The organism is Streptomyces sp. NBC_00386, from assembly GCF_036063235.1.
Taxonomy (GTDB): domain Bacteria; phylum Actinomycetota; class Actinomycetes; order Streptomycetales; family Streptomycetaceae; genus Streptomyces.
In genome coordinates, this window is record NZ_CP107950.1 from 1,527,721 (window position 1) to 1,544,265 (window position 16,545).

A 16,545-nucleotide genomic window follows, 5' to 3' on the forward strand; every position below is an offset into this window, starting at 1 on the left:
AATAAGCATGGCCGATTTCCGGAAAATACCGCCGCACTTGTTGACCATCACCTCCCCCGCCCCTACCTTCACCGCCGTGAAACGATTCACAACTCCTAGGTGAGGGGCCCCAGTTGATCAGCAGGAGGAACATCCTGGCCGGCGCGGCCGGCGCGGCGGGTGTCGTCGCGGCAACGGCCGCCGGAGCGGGACCGGCCTCGGCCGCGCCCTCGTCGGCACCCGCGCGGCGCGGACCGCGCGCCCGGCGCGCAGCCCCGCGCGTCACCGCTCCGACCGTCGAGTACGTCGAGCACCCCCTGGGGCTCGACACACAGCACCCCCGGCTGAGCTGGCCGATGGTCTCGGACGAGCCGGGGACCCGGCAGAGCGCATACCGGATCCGGGTCGCCTCCAGCGTGGCGGGCCTGTCCTCTCCCGACGTCTGGGACAGCGGGAAGGTGGCGTCCGAACAGTCCGTCCTCGTCCCGTACGCCGGTCCTCGGCTCGCCCCGCGCACGCGCTACTTCTGGTCCGTGCGGGTCTGGGACGCCGACGGCGCGGCCTCCGGCTGGAGCGCGCCGTCCTGGTGGGAGACCGGTCTCATGGACACGCCCTGGTCGGCGCAGTGGGTCTCGGCTCCCCCCGCCCTCACGGACGCGCCCTCCCTCGAAGGCAGCGCCTGGATCTGGTTCCCCGAGGGGGATCCGGCGAGCAGCGCTCCGGCGGCCACCCGGTGGTTCCGGCGGGTCGTCGAACTCCCCGACGACGTCACGGCCGCGCGGATCGCCATCAGCGCTGACAACGTTTTCTCGCTCTCGGTCAACGGCACCGAGGTGACCCGCACCGACCTGGCGACCGAGTACGAGGACTGGCGCCGTCCGGCCGTCGTCGACGTCCTCGGACGGCTGCGTCCCGGACGGAACGTCCTCGCGGTCGAGGCGGCCAACGCGACGGTGGGGCCCGCCGGTCTGGTCGCCGTTCTCGCCGTGAGCACCGCCTCCGGTGAGCGGCGGACCGTCACCGACGCGTCCTGGAGGACCACGGACACGAAGCCCTCCGGCGACTGGCGCGGCGACGGCTTCGACGACAGCGGCTGGCCCGCGGCGCGAGTGGCCGCCGCGTGGGGCGCGGGCCCCTGGGGCAGGGTCGTTCCGGCGCGCTTCGCCGCGAACCAGCTGCGCCACGAGTTCACGCTGCCCGGCAGGCGGGTGGCCCGCGCGCGCCTGTACGCCACGGCTCTCGGCCTGTACGAGACCCACCTCAACGGCCACCGGGTGGGCCGCGACCAGCTCGCCCCCGGCTGGACCGACTACCGCGAACGCGTCCAGTACCAGACCTACGACGTCACCTCCCTCCTGCGGCCCGGGGCCAATGCCCTCGGCGCCTTCGTGGCACCGGGCTGGTACGCCGGGAACGTCGGCATGTTCGGACCCCACCAGTACGGTGAACGCCCCGCGCTGCTGGCGCAGTTGGAGATCGAGTACGCGGACGGGACGAGTGAGCGTGTCACGTCGGGCACCGACTGGCGGGCCGCGGCCGGACCGATCGTCGCGGCCGACCTGCTGAGCGGTGAGACGTACGACGCGCGCGGGGAGACCGACGGCTGGACCTCACCCGGTTTCGACGACCGGACCTGGCTCGCCGTCCGTGCCGCGGGCGAGGGCGCGCCCCGCCGGATCGTCGCGCAGCTCGACGGCCCGGTGCGCGTGGCCGGTGAGCGGCCGGCCGAGAAGGTGACCGAACCGGCCCCGGGCGTGTACGTCTTCGACCTGGGCCAGAACATGGTCGGCTCGGTCCGGCTGCGCGTCTCGGGCGAGGCCGGGACGACCGTGCGGATGCGTCACGCCGAGGTCCTGAACCCGGACGGCACCCTCTACACCGCGAACCTGCGCTCGGCGGCGGCGACCGACACGTACACCCTCAAGGGCGGCGGCGAGGAGACGTACGAACCGCGCTTCACCTTCCACGGGTTCCGTTATGTCGAGGTCATCGGGTTCCCCGGCACTCCCTCCGCCGCGGCCGTGACGGGCCGCGTCATGCATACGTCGGCACCCTTCACCCTCGACTTCGAGACCGACGTCCCGATGCTCAACCAGTTGCACAGCAACATCACTTGGGGCCAGCGGGGCAACTTCCTCTCCGTCCCGACGGACACGCCCGCCCGCGACGAGCGGCTGGGCTGGACCGGTGACATCAACGTCTTCGCCCCCACGGCCGCCTACACGATGGAGTCGGCGCGCTTCCTGGCCAAGTGGCTCGTGGACCTGCGCGACGGCCAGACCGCCGAGGGCGCGTTCACGGACGTGGCGCCCATGGTCGGGACGGTCGGCAACGGAGTCGCGGGCTGGGGCGACGCGGGGGTCACCGTCCCCTGGTCGCTGTACGAGGCCTACGGGGACCGGCAGGTCCTGGCCGACGCCTGGCCGTCCGTCCAGGCGTGGCTGGGCTACCTGGAGCGCCACAGCCACGGCCTGCTGCGGCCCGCGGACGGGTACGGCGACTGGCTGAACGTCTCGGACGAGACGCCCAAGGACGTCGTCGCCACCGCGTACTTCGCGCACAGCGCCGACCTCGCGGCCCGGATGGCCACGGTGCTCGGCGAGGACGCCGCGCCCTGGGCCGGTCTCTTCGAGCGCGTCCGCGAGGCGTTCCGGAACGCCTATGTCGGCGCGGACGGGAGGGTGAGGGGCGACACGCAGACGGCGTACGTGCTCGCCCTGTCGATGAACCTGGTTCCGGACGCCCTGCGCACGGCGGCGGCCGGGCGCCTCGTCGACCTGATCCGCGCGAAGGACTGGCATCTGTCGACGGGCTTCCTCGGCACACCCCGGCTGCTGCCCGTCCTCACGGACACCGGTCACACCGATGTCGCCTACCGGCTGCTCCTGCAGCGCTCCTTCCCGAGCTGGGGCTATCAGATCGACAAGGGCTCCACCACGATGTGGGAACGCTGGGACTCCGTCCGGCCCGACGGCAGCTTCCAGACCCCGGACATGAACTCCTTCAACCACTACGCCTACGGCTCGGTGGGTGAGTGGATGTACGCCAACATCGCCGGCATCTCCCCGGGCCGGCCCGGCTACCGGGAGACCGTCGTCCGCCCCCGTCCGGGCGGCGGCGTCACCTCCGCGCGGGCCACGTTCACCTCCCTGTACGGCCCGGTCTCCACCCGGTGGCGGCAGCGCTCCGACGGCTTCGACCTCACCTGCGCCGTGCCCGCCAACACCACGGCCGAGGTGTGGATCCCCGCGAGCGGCCCGGACACGGTCTCGCACACCGGCGCGGCCTTCCTGCGCACGGAGGACGGCTGTTCGGTGTACCGCGTGGGCTCCGGCAGCCACCGGTTCACCACCTGACCGGAGCCCCGGGGGGCCGGGGGATCAGGTGGCCACGGCGTTCGCGTCGCCCGTTCGTCCCTAGGGCGTCGCGTCCGCCGTGGCCGGGATCCGCGGCTCGTCGTGCCTGCCGGTCCTGAACTGTGTCCGGTACAGCTCCGCGTAGCGCCCGTCCGCCGCGAGCAGGGCCTCATGGGTGCCCCGCTCGACGATCCGGCCAGCCTCGACGACCAGGATCAGGTCGGCGGCCCGTACCGTCGACAGCCGGTGCGCGATCACGACGGCGGTGCGCCCCTCCAGTGCCTCGGTGAGCGCCTCCTGGACGGCCGCCTCCGAGGTGTTGTCGAGATGGGCGGTGGCCTCGTCCAGGATGACGACCCGCTGGCGGGCGAGCAGCAGCCGGGCGATGGTCATGCGCTGGCGCTCGCCGCCGGAGAGCCGGTAACCGCGCTCGCCGACCACGGTGTCGAGGCCGTCGGGCAGCGACCGTACGAGCTCCTCGAGACGGGCCCGGCGCAGCACGTCCCACAGCTCGTCCTCGGTCGCGGCCGGCCGGGCGAGGAGCAGGTTCTCGCGGACCGAGTCGTGGAAGAGGTGCCCGTCCTGGGTGACCATGCCGAGGGTCGCGCGCATCGACGCGGCGCTGAGCTCGCGGACGTCGACCCCGCCGATGCGTACGGTGCCGGCGTCGGTGTCGTACAGCCGCGGCAGCAGTTGCGCGATGGTCGACTTGCCGGCGCCCGAGGAGCCGACGAGCGCGACGGTCTGGCCGGGTTCGGCGCGGAAGGAGATGCCGTGCAGGACCTCGTCGCCGCCCCGGGTGTCGAGGGCGGCGACCTCCTCCAGGGAGGCGAGGGAGACCTTGTCGGCGGACGGGTAGGCGAAGCGGACGTCCTCGAACTCGACGGCCGCGGGCTCGTCCGGGAGCGTGCGGGGCTCCGGCTTCTCCTCGATGAGCGGCTTCAGGTCGAGCACCTCGAAGACGCGCTCGAAGCTGACCAGGGCGCTCATGACCTCGACGCGCGCCCCGGCCAGCGAGGTGAGCGGCGCGTACAGACGGGTGAGCAGCAGTGCCAGTGAGACGACGGCACCCGGCTCCAGGGTGCCCTGCAGGGCGAACCAGCCGCCGAGCCCGTAGACGAGGGCGAGCGCCAGAGCGGACACCAGGGTCAGGGCGGTGATGAAGGCGGACTGGGCCATCGCCGTACGCACCCCGATGTCCCGCACCCGCCGGGCCCGCGCCGCGAACTCGGCGGACTCCTCCCCGGGCCGCCCGAAGAGCTTGACGAGGGTGGCGCCGGGCGCGGAGAAGCGTTCGGTCATCCGGGTGCCCATGGCGGCGTTGAGGTCCGCTGCCTCCCGCTGGAGCTTGGCCATGCGGCTGCCCATCCGGCGGGCGGGGAGCACGAACACCGGCAGCAGGACCAGCGCGAGCAGGGTGATCTGCCAGGACAGGGTGAGCATCACGACCAGGGTGAGCAGCAGGGTCACCAGATTGCCGACGACGCCGGACAAGGTGTTGCTGAAGGCGCGCTGGGCGCCGATCACGTCGTTGTTGAGTCGACTGACGAGCGCGCCCGTACGTGTACGTGTGAAGAACGCGACCGGCATGCGCTGCACATGATCGAAGACAGCCGTCCGCAGATCGAGGATGAGTCCCTCGCCGAGCCTCGACGAGAGCCAGCGGCCCAGAATCCCGAACGCCGCCTCGGCGAGCGCGATGACGGCGATGAGCACGGAAAGACGGATGACGGTGCTCTCGTCCCCGTGGGCCACGATGGTGTCCACGACGTGCCCCGCGAGCACCGGCGTCGCGACGGCCAGCAGCGCGGTCACCACACTGAGGAGGACGAACTGCGCGATACGACGGCGGTGCGGGCGGGCGAAGGCGGCGATGCGGCGCAGGGTCGCACGGTCGAAGGGACGACGCTCCTGTTGGGCGTTCATGACACTGTGCAACTGTGTCCAGGCTGTGGTCTCCATACTCATAAGAGAGACAGTAGGACCTCAAGCTTTGTTGAGGTCAACGGATCCGGGCGGGCCCACTCGCTCGGGTGGGCCCCCGCGGACGCCGAGGGTGGCTCCGCGGACGCCGAGGGCGGCACCGCGCTCGGGACCAGGGCGGACACCGCGGTGGACACCGTGCGGAGCGCCGTGCGGGGTACCGGAATCGGTGCCGCGGTGGGCGTCGAGGTGAACACCAGGGTCGGCACCGGGCACCCGGGGGCCACCCCTCCCGCGGCTTGCCCGGCACGTCAGCCGCCGTCCCCGCGCCCGCAACCTCACGTTGGTGCGGCAGGGAAAACCTCTCCGGATGTGACAGCCGTACGACTTCCCCGGGCGCTGCCCCGGCTCCCCCGCCGCCTCACCCTGCGGCCTGCCGTCCGGCCGGTCCTGTGCCTGCTCCCGCTCGCGCTGGTCCTCGTGGTGGCCGTGCGCCACCGGTCCGTGCTCGTCGAGGGTTTCGGCCATCTGCGGTCGGCCGAGTGGCCCTGGCTCGTCGCCGCGGCCGCCGCGACCTGTCTGACCTGGGTGGCCGCGGCCGTGACCCGGCAGGGCGCGGTCATGGAACGGCTGCCCGCCCGCCGGCTGCTCGCCACGCAGTTCGCCGCGGGCGCCGCGAACCACCTGCTGCCGACGGGGCTGGGCGCCGGGGCGGTCAATCTGCGGTTCATGACGGTGTGCGGGGTGCCGCTCGCCCGCTCCTCGGCCGCGCTCGCGCTGTATCTGCTGGCCGAGGCGGTCGCCCGGCTGGCCCTGCTGCTCGGCCTGCTGATCGCGTTCCCCGGTGCGATCCGGGTCGACGGTCTGATACCGGAGGGTGCGATCGGACCGCTGCTGCTCGGCGTCGTCGTGGCCCTGTGCGCCGCGCTGGCGGTGCTCGTTCTCGTACGACGGCTGCGCACGGCCGTCCTCTCCTTCCTGCGCACCGCTTTCGGGGAGGCCCGCTCGGTGCACACCCGGCCCTCGCGCGCCTTCGCCCTGTGGGGCGGCTCGCTCGCGTTCCCGCTGCTCCAGGCCGCCGGGCTGGCCTCGGTGGGACGGGCGCTGGGCCTCCCGGTGTCACCCACGCACATGATGATCGCCTACCTGGCGGCGACGATCGCGGTCGCGATGGTGCCGACACCCGGGGGGCTCGGTTCGGTGGAGGCCGCGCTGGTCGTGACCCTGGTCGCGGCGGGCGGCCCGGTGGCCGTGGCGACCGCGGTGGTGCTGGCGTACCGGATCATCACGGTGTGGGTGCCGCTGCTGCCGGGGGCGCTCACGCTCGGGGCGCTGGTCCGCTGGAAGGTGATCTGACGCCAGGGGACGAGAGCCTTTCCGCCTCCTGGGCCGTGCGGTGCGCCGCGTGCTGTGATACCGAGGAGTAACCACGGCGTGCGGTGTGGCGCGCCGGCCGCCGAAAGGGGACGGCGCGATGCCGGTCCGTAGCGAACGTCAGGGTCACGTCACCACCGTCGTCCTCTCCCGGCCCGCGGCCCGCAACGCGGTGGACGGGCCGACCGCCGCCGAACTCGCGGACGCCTTCCGCAAGTTCGAGGCCGACGAGACGGCGCGCGTCGCCGTGCTCTGGGGCGAGGGCGGCACGTTCTGCGCGGGCGCGGACCTCAAGGCCGTCGGCACCGAGCGGGGGAACGAGGTCGCCGAGGACGGTGACGGGCCGATGGGTCCCACCCGGCTGCGCCTGACCAAGCCGGTGATCGCGGCGGTCGCGGGGCACGCCGTGGCCGGCGGTCTGGAGCTGGCGCTCTGGTGCGACCTGCGGGTGGCCGAGGAGGACGCCGTCTTCGGGGTGTTCTGCCGCCGCTGGGGCGTGCCGCTGATCGACGGGGGCACGGTACGGCTGCCGCGGCTCATCGGCATGAGCCGTGCGATGGACATGATCCTCACCGGCCGTCCGGTCGGCGCCCGGGAGGCGTACGAGATGGGGCTCGCCAACCGTCTCGTCCCGGCCGGCCGGGCCCGCGCCGAGGCCGAGCGGCTGGCCGCCGAGATCGCCGGCTTCCCGCAGTCCTGTCTGCGCAGTGACCGGGCCTCGGTCCTCGACCAGGAGGGCCTGATCGAGAAGGAGGCCATGCGGACCGAACTCCGTCACGGCATGGGCGTACTGGAGGAGAGCATGGAGGGCGCGGCCCGTTTCGCGTCCGGCGCGGGGCGGCACGGCACGTTCGACGAACTGTGACACCCGGTGGGGCGCCGGTGCGGGCGCCGGTGCGTCGGACTCTGCAGCCGGGGCGGAGCCCTGCTCTGTCGTGGGCGGCCGGGCGGTCGGCCGAGGTGGGACCGCAGGGTGTCAAGGGCGGCCCCTCGCAGGGCTGGTGACGGAGGGGCAGCCGGATGCGGCAGGATGAGCGGTCTCCCCGGGCGAAGACGAACAGACGTCCGGGCATGATCGCGCGTTCCCGGATTCGAGCAGGTGGCAAGTGACTACACAGCACATTCGGCCCGCGGGCCCTCACCCCGGTCACGGTCCCCGAGGAGGTCACCGATGAAGCGCTCCGTCACCCTGGACGACCTGATGATCGCCGGAATAGCCGTGGCGGCCGGGCTGCTGACGGCGTTCCTGCTGCGGATGCTGCTGCGCTGGCTGGGCAAGCACGCCGAGCGCACCCGCTGGAGCGGCGACGACGTCATGGTCGACGCCCTGCGCACCGTCGTACCGTGGTCGGCGGTGGCCGGAGGCATCGCCGCCGCGGCCGCGGTGCTTCCGCTGACCGCGCCGGTCGGCCGCACCGTCAACCGGTCGCTGACCGTGCTGCTCATCCTCGTCACGACGGTCACCGCGGCCCGGCTGATCACCGGCCTGGTCCGGTCGGTGACGCAGTCCCGCTCGGGCGTCGCCGGTTCGGCCACCATCTTCGTCAACATCACCCGGGTCGTGGTGCTGGCGATCGGCTTCCTGATCGTCCTCCAGACCCTGGGGATCTCGATCGCTCCCCTGCTGACGGCCCTGGGCGTGGGCGGTCTGGCCGTCGCCCTCGCGCTCCAGGACACCCTCGCCAACCTCTTCGCGGGCGTGCACATCCTCGCCTCGAAGACGATCCAGCCGGGCGACTACATCCGGCTGAGCAGCGGGGAGGAGGGGTACGTCGTCGACATCAACTGGCGCAACACCACCGTCCGTCAGCTCTCCAACAACCTGGTCATCATCCCCAACGCCCAGCTCTCGGGCACCAACATGACCAACTTCACCCGGCCCGAGCAGCAGATGACACTCCTGGTGCAGGTCGGCGTCGGCTACGACAGCGACCTCGACCACGTCGAGCGGGTCACGAACGAGGTCGTCGCCGAGGTGATGACCGGGATCGACGGCGCCGTCCCGGAACACGAACCCGCCGTGCGTTTCCACACCTTCGGCGACTCGCGCATCGGTCTCACCGTGATCCTGGCCGTGGGCGAGTTCAGTGACCAGTACCGGATCAAGCACGAGTTCATCAAGGCCCTGCACAAGCGCTACCGGGACGAGGGCATCCGGATTCCGTCGCCCGCCCGCACGGTCGCGCTCCAGTCCGGCGGGACGGGCTTCCTGGAGACCGCCATACCGCATCAGCGCGAGGCTGCCTCGAAGCGGCCCTGAGACGGGGCCGGGGGCCGGGCGGAGACTTCCGCCCGGCCCCCGGCCGTTCGCCCGCCCGGTCAGAGCGTGGCGGTCGAGTCCGGGTAGTGGCCGGGCACGCGGTTGCGCGGCGCGACCAGGCTCGACACGACCGGGGTGACCGTCCAGTCCGGGTGGTTCGGCATGCGCGGTGTCTTCGTCCCGTACAGCCAGTCGTTCAGGAAGCCCGACTGGTCCTGTCCGGAGATCTCGGTGGCGACCGCGACGTAGTCGGCGGTGGTCGCCGCGCGGTTGCGGTACCGATCGAGGAACGTGCGCTCGATGCGGTTGAAGACGTCCTCGCCGACGAGCTCGCGCAGCGCGTACAGGACCAGGACTCCGCCCAGGTAGCGCTGGTTGTCGAACAGGTTGACGGCGTTCGGCGCGGCGACGGGCCCCGAGGACTGACGCCACTGGTCGCCCCTGGCGTACGTGTCCTTCATCCGGGCTTCCATGGTGATCAGACCGAGCGAGTCGGCCCAGCCGCGCTCGTAGCGGTAGAGCAGCCCGTAGAAGTCCGCGTGGCCCTCGTTCAGCCACAGGTCGGCCCAGTTGGCGGGGCTGACGCTGTTGCCGAAGTAGGAGTGCACCAGCTCGTGCATCATGTGCGAGCCGATCTTCTTCTCCTCCTGGAGCAGGAAGTTCGGCTTGTAGAGCGTCAGGGTCTGGGTCTCCAGGCCCGTGAAGTCGAAGGCGTTCGCGGCGTCGGAGTTGCAGGGCAGCAGCCCGTACGTCTCGAACGGGTAGGCACCGAGGCGCTGTTCCAGCCATTCCACGAGGCCCGGGGTGAGCGCGAGCGCCGGCTCCAGCGCGGCGGCGCGCGCCGTCGGGACGACGTCCCGCAGCCCCAGCCCGTGCGGGCCCTGCCGTTCCTTGACGACGTAGTCGCCGACGGTGATCTGCACCAGCTCGGTGGCTATCGGGTCGGCCGAACGGTACGTGTACGCGGTCCGGTCGCCGTCGAGCTGCTCCGTGCCGGTCAGCGAGCCGTTCGCGACACCGCGCAGGGTGTTCGGCACGGTGATGCGGAAGCTGAAGTCCGCCTTGTCCGTCGGGTGGTCGTTGCACGGGAAGACCGTGTGCGCCGCGTTGGGCTGGGGGCAGATGGCGAAGCCGTCGGGGGTGGGAACCCAGGCGGTGTACGCCAGCGTCCTGGCCGGGTCGGCGCCGTACTCGACACAGACCGCGACGGCGCAGGACTTCGGCAGGATCCGCACCGGAGTGATCCGCAGCTTCTCGTCCACCTGCTCGAAGCCGGCGGCCACGCCTCCGACCTTCACCGCGCGCACGTCCAGGCCGAGCGCGTCGAGCGAGAAGCGCGAGAGGTCCTGGGTCGCCTTGATCCTCAGGGTCGCCTTGGCGTCGACCAGGCGGGTCGTGGCGTCGTACGAGAAGTCGAGGTGGTACGCCTCGACGCGGTAGCCGTCGTTGCCGAGGGCCGGGTAGACGGAGTCACCGAGGGTCTCCGCGCCCGGGGTGCCCTGGTCCGGCCTTAAGGCCTGGGGCCGCGCCGAGGCGGTGGGGGCGGCGGCGAGCGCGGCCGCCGTACCGAGCAGCGCGGCCGCGGGGGCCGTCACTCTGGTGCGATATCTCATGGTTCGCTTTCGTTCGGGCGGCAGAAGGCAAAAGGTCCGCCGCAAGATCAATTACCGATCACACACCAGTACGCACGGGCGGGCCGTCCGGTTGCCTTCGAACGCCGATTCCCGCGTTCACTTCACACCGGGCGTTCACAGTCGCGGTACGCGGGAGGGGGTGGATGCCCGTGGTCGTCGTGCCGGCGGACCCGGCCGGGTGCGGACGGCGGATTTCCACCACGCCCGGCCCGACGCGGGACGGACCGCTGTCGAGCCGGGGGCGCTCACGAGATATCTTGATGTCGAGCAATGTTGCAGACGTGGAGCGGAGCACCCGGTGACTGACTCGACCATCATTTACACGCACACTGACGAGGCCCCGGCCCTGGCGACGTATTCGTTCCTGCCGGTGGTCCAGGCGTACGCCTCTCAGGCGGGTGTCACTGTGGAGACCCGTGACATCTCGCTTGCCGGGCGCATCATCGCCCTCTTCCCGGAGTTCCTCCAGGAGGACCAGCGCATCGCGGACGCCCTGTCCGAGCTCGGTGAGCTGGCGAAGACGCCCGGCGCGAACATCATCAAGCTGCCGAACATCTCGGCGTCGATCCCCCAGCTCAAGGCCGCCGTCGCCGAGCTTCAGGCTCAGGGCTACGCGCTTCCGGACTACCCGGACGACCCGAAGTCGGACGAGGAGCGCGACATCCGCGCCCGGTACGACAAGGTCAAGGGCAGCGCCGTGAACCCGGTGCTGCGCGAGGGCAACTCCGACCGCCGCGCCCCCGCGTCGGTCAAGAACTACGCCAAGGCCCACCCGCACCGCATGGGCGCGTGGTCGCCCGAGTCGAAGACGAACGTCGCCACCATGGGCGTCGACGACTTCCGCTCCACCGAGAAGTCCGTGGTGATCTCCGAGGCCGGCGCGCTGCGCATCGAGCTGGTCGGCGACGACGGTTCCACCACCGTGCTCCGCGAGTCCGTGCCCGTGCAGGCCGGCGAGGTCGTGGACGCGTCCGTCATGCACGTCGCGCCGCTGCGCGAGTTCCTCACCGAGCAGATCGCCCGCGCCAAGGCCGAGGGCGTCCTGTTCTCGGTGCACCTCAAGGCCACGATGATGAAGGTCTCCGACCCGATCGTCTTCGGTCACGTCGTGCGCGCCTTCTTCCCGAAGACGTTCGCGGCGCACGGCGAGACGCTCGCCGCCGCCGGTCTGACCCCGAACGACGGTCTCGGCGGCATCTACAAGGGCCTGGAGGCCCTCCCCGAGGGTGCCGAGATCAAGGCGTCCTTCGACGCCGAGCTCGCCGAGGGCCCGACCCTCGCGATGGTCGACTCCGACAAGGGCATCACCAACCTGCACGTGCCGTCCGACGTCATCGTCGACGCCTCGATGCCGGCCATGATTCGTACCTCCGGCCACATGTGGGGCCCGGACGGCCAGGAGGCCGACACCCTCGCGGTCCTGCCGGACTCCTCCTACTCCGGCGTCTACCAGGCCGTGATCGAGGACTGCCGCGCCAACGGCGCCTACGACCCGTCGACCATGGGCTCCGTCCCGAACGTCGGCCTCATGGCGCAGAAGGCCGAGGAGTACGGCAGCCACGACAAGACCTTCGAGATCCCGGTCACCGGCACGGTCCGCCTCGTCGACGCGGCCGGCGACGCGGTGCTGGAGCAGGCGGTCTCCGCCGGCGACATCTTCCGCGCCTGCCAGACCAAGGACGCGCCGATCAGGGACTGGGTGAAGCTCGCCGTCACCCGCGCCCGCGCCACCGGCGACCCGGCCGTGTTCTGGCTGGACGAGACCCGCGCCCACGACGCCAACCTGATCGCCAAGGTCGACGAGTACCTGACGGAGCACGACACCGAGGGTCTGGACATCCGCGTCCTGGCCCCGGTCGAGGCCACCAAGCTGTCGGTGGAGCGCATCCGCCGCGGCGAGGACACCATCTCGGTCACCGGCAACGTGCTGCGTGACTACCTGACCGACCTGTTCCCGATCCTGGAGCTGGGCACCAGCGCCAAGATGCTGTCGGTCGTCCCGCTGATGGCGGGCGGCGGCCTGTTCGAGACGGGCGCCGGCGGCTCCGCGCCGAAGCACGTCCAGCAGCTCGTCAAGGAGGACTACCTGCGCTGGGACTCCCTCGGCGAGTTCTTCGCCCTCGTACCGTCCCTCGAGCAGTTCGCGAAGACCACCGGCAACGCCCGCGCCCAGGTCCTCGCCGACACCCTCGACCGCGCCACGGCGACCTTCCTCGAAGAGGACAAGTCCCCGACCCGTCGCGTCGGCGGCATCGACAACCGCGGCAGCCACTTCTACCTGTCCCTGTACTGGGCGCAGGAGCTGGCGCGCCAGAGCGACGACGCGGACCTCGCCAAGGCGTTCGCCCAGCTCGCCGAGACGCTGGCCGCGCAGGAGCAGACGATCGTCGGCGAGCTGAACGCGGTCCAGGGCAACCCGGCCGACATCGGCGGCTACTACCAGCCCGACCCCGCCAAGGCCGCGAAGATCATGCGCCCGTCCGCCACCTGGAACGAGACGCTGGCGAACCTCGCCTGATCCACGCGTCACCCACGCACCACCTCGCGGGCTCGGCTCCGCACCCGCCGCCCCGGCCGGATCCTCCGGCCGGGGCGGCGGCGTGAGGTCTCCCGGCGCGTCACGGTGACGGAGAAGGCCACCTGGGCGATCACCGGTGGCGGGCCGGAACGCCCGTTCATAGCTTCGGCCCATGACCAGACAACAGATGGCCTACCTCGCGTGCACGGCTGTGGTCGTGGCATCGGGAGTGGGCGCAGCCCTGCCCGCCGACCACCCCTCAGTGCACCTGGTACGCCAGGGTGAATCCATCCAGAAGGCCGTGAACTCGGCACGAGCGGGCGACACCGTCGTCGTCGCCCCCGGCACCTATCACGAGAGCGTCACCATCACGGTGCGGGACGTGACCCTGCGCGGCGCTAGCGCCAGGTCCACCGTCATCGTGCCGAACACCGCCGCCACCGACGCCTGCGCCAAGGCGGGCAACGGCATCTGTGTGACCGGGACCGACAGCAAGCGCCTGCGCGACGTCACCGTCGCCTCATTGACCGTCAGGGGCTTCTCCAAGCAGGGTCTGTGGGCCTCCGGGACCGACGGGCTGACGGTGCGCGGGGTGACCGCCGAGAAGAACGGCCAGTGGGGTCTCGCCGAGGAGAGGTCCGTCCGGACCAGGTTCGTCCGCAACACCGCCAAGGACAACGGCGACGCCGGCCTGTTCCTCTCCAACACGGTCACCACCGAGGAGGGAGCCCGCGACACGCAGGGAACGGTGGTCGCCCACAACCTGCTGAGCGGCAACCGGATCGGCATCACGGTGCGGCGGCTGCGGAACCTGACCGTCGCCCGCAACGAGGCCACCGGCAACTGCACCGCGGTGTTCGTCGTGGGCGACGAGAACAAGCCGCGCGTCGGGAACCTGTCCGTCCGCGGGAACTACATCCACGCCAACAACAAGTCCTGCCCCAAGACCCCGCGGCTGCCCGCCCTCCAGGGCTCGGGAATCGTCCTCACCGGCGCCGAGGACACCCGCGTGACGCACAACCGGGTCGAGGACAACGTGGGCACCTCCCCGCTGTCGGGCGGCATCGTGCTGTTCAAGAGCTTCGTGGGCGCGCTCAGCGAGCGCAACGAGGTGCGCGACAACGTGGTCCTGCGCAACGGTCCCTCCGACCTCGCCAACCGCGACACCACCGGCAAGGGCAACACGTTCCGGAGCAACACCTGCAAGGTCTCCGAGCCCGCCGGAATGTGCTGAGTGGGGCACGACACAGAAACGAGGCACGAATGACAACTGTGGATCAGAGTCCCCCGCCGTCCATGCAGCTGCGGGAACTCGTCTTCGGAGCGGCCCGCGCCGCCGCCGTACGCGCCGCGGCGCGGCTGGGTGTGGCGGACGCCCTGGACGACACGCCCATGAGTGCGGAGGACCTGGCCGCCGCGGTGAAGACCCAGCCGGGGACCCTGCGCCGGCTGCTGCGCGCCCTGTCCTGCCAGGGCGTCTTCGCGGAGCGCCCGGACGGCACGTTCGAGCACACGCGGATGTCCCGGCTGCTGCGCGAGGACGCCCCGGACAGCCTGCGCTACATCGCCCTGTGGTGCACCGAGCCGTGGACGTGGAACGTCTGGCCGAAGCTCGACGAGGCGGTCCGCTCCGGCCGCAACGTCTTCGAGGAGGTGTACGACAAGGAGTTCTTCGAGTACCTCAACGAAGACGCCCCCGAGTCCGCGCACGTCTTCAACCGGGCCATGACGACGTCCAGTTCGCAGTCCGCCCAGGACGTCGCGAAGCTGCTCGACCTGCGGGGCGTGAAGTCGGTCGCCGACATCGGAGGCGGCCAGGGTCACGTCGTGGCCAGTCTGCTGGAGAAGCACCCCGGGATGCACGGCACCCTGCTCGACCTGCCGGGCGTGGTGGAGAACGCCGACCCGCGCCTGCGGAACGGCGGGGCGCTGTCCGACCGGGTGCGGATCGTGGCCGGGGACTGCCGCGAGGCCATCCCGGTCCAGGCGGACGTGTACATCATCAAGAACATCCTGGAGTGGGACGACGAGAGCACCCGCAGGGCGCTCGCGAACGTCCGTGCGGCCGCCCGGCCCGGCGCCCGCGTCGTCGTCATCGAGAACCTCGTGGACGACACCCCGTCGATGCGGTTCACGACGGCCATGGACCTGCTGCTGCTCCTCAACGTCGGCGGTGCCAAGCACACCCGGCAGAGCATGGTCGACCGGCTCACGGCGGCGGGCCTGGTCATCGGCGAGATCCGCCCGGTGAACCCCTATCTGCACGCCTTCGAGTGCACCGTCCCGGGCTGACCGGGCGACGCACGGAGGAAAACCCGAGGCCGCCGGTTCCGCTTCGTCGCGGAGCCGGCGGCCTCGGGTTGTGTCACGGTGCCGATCAGGAGGCGGTGTCGCGCTCCCAGCGGTAGAAGCAGCGCGCCATGGCGTCCTTGGGGCTGCGCCAGGTCTGCGGGTCGTACGCGCTGACGTACGCCGACAGTTCCTCGCTGACGCTCCGGAACTCGGGGTGCCCGGCCACCTTGGCGATGGCGGGCCCCGGGTCCCGTTCGGATTCGATGAGGTGCAGGTACACGTCACCGAACTGGAAGAGGCTGCGCCGGTTGACCCCGATGAGGTGCGGGAGCTCACCCCGGTCGGAGGCGGCGAACACGTCGGAGATCGCCGGAGCCGAGTCGGGCGCCATACGGGCGACGATCAGGGCGTGGTGCATCGGGTGTCCTTCCTGTGCCGGTTCGGTGGTCAGCGGGGCATGGCCGCGGGGCTGCGGCGCTCACGGGCGACCTGCTCGATCCGGTCCCGGATGAGGGCCATCTGCGTGACGGAGTTGCGGTTGATGTTGTCCGTCATCCAGGCGTCGTCGACGGGGGCGTCGGGCTTCATCGCGAAGTCCTGCACCCAGCGCATGTGCGTACCGGCCGGGGTCTCCTCGTACTCCCACCGGATGTTCATGTGCGCGAACGGTCCCGTCTCGACGCGGCGCGCCCGGACGGTCCGCCCGGCACGGTCGACGGTTCTCTGCGAGACCCAGCTCCACACCTTGCCGTTGTCGTCCGGGTGCATGGTGAGGCGGAAGGTGGTCGTGTCGCCGTCCCGGGTCAGGATCTCGAGGGACGCGTACTCGCTGAAGAGCCGCGGCCAGTTCTCGATGTCGTTCGTGATGTCCCACACGAGGTCGAGGGGGGCGTCGATGACGACGCTGTTGTCGGTGTGTCCAGCCACTTCAGGCTCCAGCCTTGAGGGTGTCGTTGATGAGAGCGAGGAACGCCCGCGGGGTCTTGCATCGCTCCGCGTCGGGGGGCAGGGGCCGGCTGTACCGGTTCTCCAGTTCGCCGACGATGCCGAGCAGGGCGAGCGAGTCGAGTCCGAGGGTGCCGAACGGCGCGTCGAGGGACTGCGCGAGTTCGTGGGGGTCGACGGTGATCCCGGCGGCCTTCTTCATGAGGGCGGCCAGTTCGTCGACGGTCACTTCGGTGGTGATCATGTGGTTGTTCTCCTCACGTG

At 71.3% G+C, this 16,545-nt stretch carries 12 protein-coding genes; 7 read left to right on the forward strand and 5 right to left on the reverse strand.

Translation table 11 applies throughout. The annotated features are described in order from the left end of the window. Positions 1–113: 113 nt before the first annotated feature. Complete coding sequence (locus OG780_RS06535; protein WP_328445602.1) at positions 114–3,335, forward strand: alpha-L-rhamnosidase; 3,222 nt, start codon at positions 114–116, stop codon at positions 3,333–3,335. 60 nt (positions 3,336–3,395) lie between these two features. Here OG780_RS06535 and OG780_RS06540 read toward each other — a convergent pair whose 3' ends face one another. Then, positions 3,396–5,297, reverse strand: a complete 1,902-nt coding sequence (locus OG780_RS06540) for an ABC transporter ATP-binding protein (RefSeq protein WP_328457932.1) — start codon at positions 5,295–5,297, stop codon at positions 3,396–3,398. A gap of 333 nt (positions 5,298–5,630) precedes the next feature. Here OG780_RS06540 and OG780_RS06545 point away from each other — a divergent pair, with 333 nt between their 5' ends. From OG780_RS06545 to OG780_RS06555, 3 genes are all read left to right on the forward strand, one after another. After that, positions 5,631–6,614, forward strand: coding sequence for a lysylphosphatidylglycerol synthase transmembrane domain-containing protein (locus OG780_RS06545; protein WP_443062116.1), 984 nt, complete (start codon positions 5,631–5,633; stop codon positions 6,612–6,614). Positions 6,615–6,732: 118 nt separating this feature from the next. Next, entirely contained in the window at positions 6,733–7,497 is a 765-nt protein-coding gene (locus OG780_RS06550; protein WP_328445604.1) for a crotonase/enoyl-CoA hydratase family protein, read from the forward strand. Positions 7,498–7,803: 306 nt separating this feature from the next. After that, positions 7,804–8,892 (forward strand): mechanosensitive ion channel family protein, encoded by a 1,089-nt coding sequence (locus tag OG780_RS06555; protein ID WP_328445606.1) that lies wholly within the window; start codon positions 7,804–7,806, stop codon positions 8,890–8,892. A 59-nt stretch (positions 8,893–8,951) separates the two neighbouring features. Here the strand turns inward: OG780_RS06555 and OG780_RS06560 are convergent, their stop codons facing one another. Next, positions 8,952–10,505 carry a M1 family metallopeptidase gene (locus tag OG780_RS06560; RefSeq protein ID WP_328445608.1) on the reverse strand — a complete coding sequence of 518 codons (1,554 nt, stop codon included), beginning with the start codon at positions 10,503–10,505 and terminating at the stop codon, positions 8,952–8,954. A gap of 319 nt (positions 10,506–10,824) precedes the next feature. Between OG780_RS06560 and OG780_RS06565 the strand changes: the two genes are divergently transcribed. The 3 genes from OG780_RS06565 to OG780_RS06575 all read left to right on the forward strand — a co-directional run bounded on the left by OG780_RS06565 (position 10,825) and on the right by OG780_RS06575 (position 15,336). Further along, positions 10,825–13,044: an NADP-dependent isocitrate dehydrogenase gene (locus OG780_RS06565; RefSeq protein WP_328445610.1), complete on the forward strand. Its 2,220-nt coding sequence runs from the start codon at positions 10,825–10,827 to the stop codon at positions 13,042–13,044. 172 nt (positions 13,045–13,216) lie between these two features. Continuing rightward, positions 13,217–14,278, forward strand: a complete 1,062-nt coding sequence (locus OG780_RS06570) for a right-handed parallel beta-helix repeat-containing protein (protein WP_328445612.1) — start codon at positions 13,217–13,219, stop codon at positions 14,276–14,278. 29 nt (positions 14,279–14,307) lie between these two features. Beyond that, the gene (locus OG780_RS06575) at positions 14,308–15,336 is read left to right on the forward strand and encodes a methyltransferase (RefSeq protein ID WP_328445614.1); all 1,029 of its coding nucleotides are present in this window, start codon (positions 14,308–14,310) and stop codon (positions 15,334–15,336) included. Positions 15,337–15,421: 85 nt separating this feature from the next. Here the strand turns inward: OG780_RS06575 and OG780_RS06580 are convergent, their stop codons facing one another. Genes OG780_RS06580 through OG780_RS06590 form a run of 3 tightly spaced genes read right to left on the reverse strand, consistent with a single transcriptional unit; the run spans position 15,422 to position 16,525 of the window. Beyond that, on the reverse strand, positions 15,422–15,754 hold the full coding sequence (locus OG780_RS06580; RefSeq protein ID WP_328445616.1) for a TcmI family type II polyketide cyclase: 333 nt from the start codon (positions 15,752–15,754) through the stop codon (positions 15,422–15,424). A gap of 29 nt (positions 15,755–15,783) precedes the next feature. Then, on the reverse strand, positions 15,784–16,263 hold the full coding sequence (locus OG780_RS06585; RefSeq protein WP_326784245.1) for an SRPBCC family protein: 480 nt from the start codon (positions 16,261–16,263) through the stop codon (positions 15,784–15,786). Between the two features lies 1 nt (position 16,264). Next, the gene (locus OG780_RS06590) at positions 16,265–16,525 is read right to left on the reverse strand and encodes an acyl carrier protein (RefSeq protein ID WP_326784246.1); all 261 of its coding nucleotides are present in this window, start codon (positions 16,523–16,525) and stop codon (positions 16,265–16,267) included. Between the last annotated feature and the right edge of the window lie 20 nt (positions 16,526–16,545).